Annotated in this window: 3 protein-coding genes; 1 reads left to right on the top strand and 2 read right to left on the bottom strand. The window is 47.7% G+C overall.

Features of this window, described 5'->3' with window-relative positions:
* Window positions 1-96 precede the first annotated feature (96 nt).
* Both WBV75_RS02160 and tsaD read right to left on the bottom strand, forming a co-directional pair.
* Window positions 97-804 (bottom strand): 16S rRNA (uracil(1498)-N(3))-methyltransferase, encoded by a 708-nt coding sequence (locus WBV75_RS02160; RefSeq protein ID WP_424119014.1) that lies wholly within the window; start codon window positions 802-804, stop codon window positions 97-99.
* A 56-nt stretch (window positions 805-860) separates the two neighbouring features.
* Window positions 861-1,889 (bottom strand): tRNA (adenosine(37)-N6)-threonylcarbamoyltransferase complex transferase subunit TsaD, encoded by a 1,029-nt coding sequence (tsaD, locus tag WBV75_RS02165; RefSeq protein WP_424119015.1) that lies wholly within the window; start codon window positions 1,887-1,889, stop codon window positions 861-863.
* 23 nt (window positions 1,890-1,912) lie between these two features.
* Here tsaD and WBV75_RS02170 point away from each other — a divergent pair.
* Window positions 1,913-2,344: hypothetical protein (locus WBV75_RS02170; RefSeq protein WP_424119016.1), on the top strand; the 432-nt coding region annotated here is incomplete at its 3' end.

Raw genomic sequence — 2,344 nt, forward strand, 5'->3', positions numbered from 1 at the left:
GCGAATACCAGGGCAAAAAAGAGAAGCCGTAATCCTATTTTAAAAATCCTCAGGTGATCCATGGAGTGGTTACAAGTTTGTACGGGCTCAAGGCCATCAGGAGCCATTGATCAGGTTTACGGTTACACAGGCGCAGATGGCCGCAGTTTCCGTCCGCAGCCGGCTTTTGCCCAGTGAGACCGGTAAGAATCCGGATTCATAAGCGGTTTGAATCTCAGCATGGCTAAAATCGCCTTCAGGTCCGATGAGAACAACAATGTCCTTATCCGGGGCAACACGCCTTTTGAGTTCTACTTTTTCATCATCTTCACAATGGGCGATAAATCGAAGGTCCGGAAGGTTTCCTTTTACAAACTCCGGGTAGGAAGTCAGCGGGTTTAAACGGGGGAGAAACGTACGCAGACTTTGTTTCATGGCTTCCTGCATAACGCGTTGGAGGCGCTCCAAAGAAAATTTATCCCTTTCTGAGTGTTCGCAAAGGATTGGGGTGATTTCAGTCACGCCAATTTCGGTAGCCTTCTCCAGAAACCACTGAAAACGCTCCAAACGTTTCGTGGGGGCGACGGCCAGGTGCAATTCAAATCTCGGGGGGATTGTTTTTTTTGAATTCAGAACACGGCCCGTACACTTTTTCGGATCGGCTCCTGTAATTTCTGAGGTAAACAAAAAACCTTTTCCATTGGTTATCAATAATTCATCACCTTCTTTTTTACGTAAAACTTTAACTATATGCCGACTCTCCTCCGGTGAGAAAGAGAACTGGGAAACACTGTTGTCCAAAGTTGGGTGATAAAAGTAATTCATGAGCCACCGTGTGTTTTAGTCGATTTTTTTATTGTTCAACTTCCGGTTTTTTCCGCTCAACTTCCGATGGTATAGCGAGCAATAGCCGGGGTGCCGAGGTCTGTAAAACGCCCGTCAAGATACTTTAAATATCCTGCAATTCCTATCATAGCGGCATTGTCCGTGCAGTATTCAAAGGGCGGGATGTGGGCGGTCCATCCCCATTCGGATTCCGCTTCTCTCAAAGCCTTTCGGATCCCGGAATTGGCCGCAACCCCCCCGGCCAGTGCAACCCGATTAATCCCGGTTTCGAGGACGGCCTTTTTGAGCTTGCGCATCAGGATCTCCACGATAGTCTTTTGAATAGAGGCACAAATGGCATTTTTTTCACGTGCTACAAAGCCGGGGTCGGCAGCTGTCTCGCGTTGCAGAAAATACAAGATACTGGTTTTTAGCCCTGAAAAACTGAAATCAAGACCACCCACTTTAGGGATCGGAAAGGTAAATCGATCCGGATCACCCAGCTGGGCGCAGGCATCGATTAAGGGACCTCCCGGGTATGGCAGGCCCAGTAATTTGGCACTTTTATCAAAAGCTTCACCCACAGCATCATCCAGTGTTTCTCCCAAAACTTCCATCTCGAAATGCCCCCGGACCTGAACGATTTGGGTATGGCCTCCGCTGATAGTCATGGCCAGGAAAGGAAAAGCAGGAACCGTTGCACCTTCGGTCTCCAAAAAATGCGAAAGGATGTGAGCTTCCATGTGATTTACCTCAATAAGCGGAATTTTCAACCCCATGGAAAGGGATTTTGCAAATGATGTCCCTACCAGAAGCGAGCCTAAAAGGCCAGGACCTCTCGTAAAAGCTATGGCTGAAAGCTGTTTTTTGTCGATATTTGCTACGTCCAGGGCACGATGAACCAGGGGAACGATATTTTGCTGATGCGCACGAGAGGCCAATTCAGGCACTACACCCCCATAGGCCTGGTGAATTTGCTGTGTAGCCACAATATTACTGAGTGCTTTACGGTTGTGTAAAATAGCGGCAGCGGTGTCGTCGCAGGACGATTCAATGGCGAGAATAAAAATATCTGAAGGATTCACCTGTTAATGGTACGGATTTTGGTTTGACAAAGGTAAAAAAACATCCTATCCGAAGACTGCGAAAAATAGTCGTACGTATTTTGCTGGTACTGCTGGTGATCTGTGTGTTGGGTACTGTGGTACTTTCTTTGCCCGCAGTCCAAACGCGCCTGGCCGGTTATGTCACTGAGCGAATCAATACGGAATTTGGAACGGATATCCGGATAGACAGGCTGCGCATATCGCTGATAAGCTGGGATACCGCCCTTCGGGATGTTTATATCGCCGATTACAAAGGAGATACGCTGATTTACGCGAGTGAACTGAATACCTCCATTTTAAGCCTGAGGGACCTGGCCGGTGGAAAGCTCGAATTCGGGGATATTGAGGTAAACAACCTCTACCTCAACATGCGTACTTATAAAGAAGCTCCGGATACCAACCTTGGTATTTTTATCGATCAGCTCGACAATGGC

It is taken from the genome of Robiginitalea sp., from assembly GCF_049588695.1.
Taxonomy (GTDB): Bacteria; Bacteroidota; Bacteroidia; order Flavobacteriales; family Flavobacteriaceae; genus Robiginitalea.

What these genes read in the sequence shown, in the direction of transcription:
- WBV75_RS02160 (WP_424119014.1), bottom strand. Translation starts at nt 804, where the DNA reads ATGAATTACTTTTATCACCCAACTTTGGACAACAGTGTTTCCCAGTTC.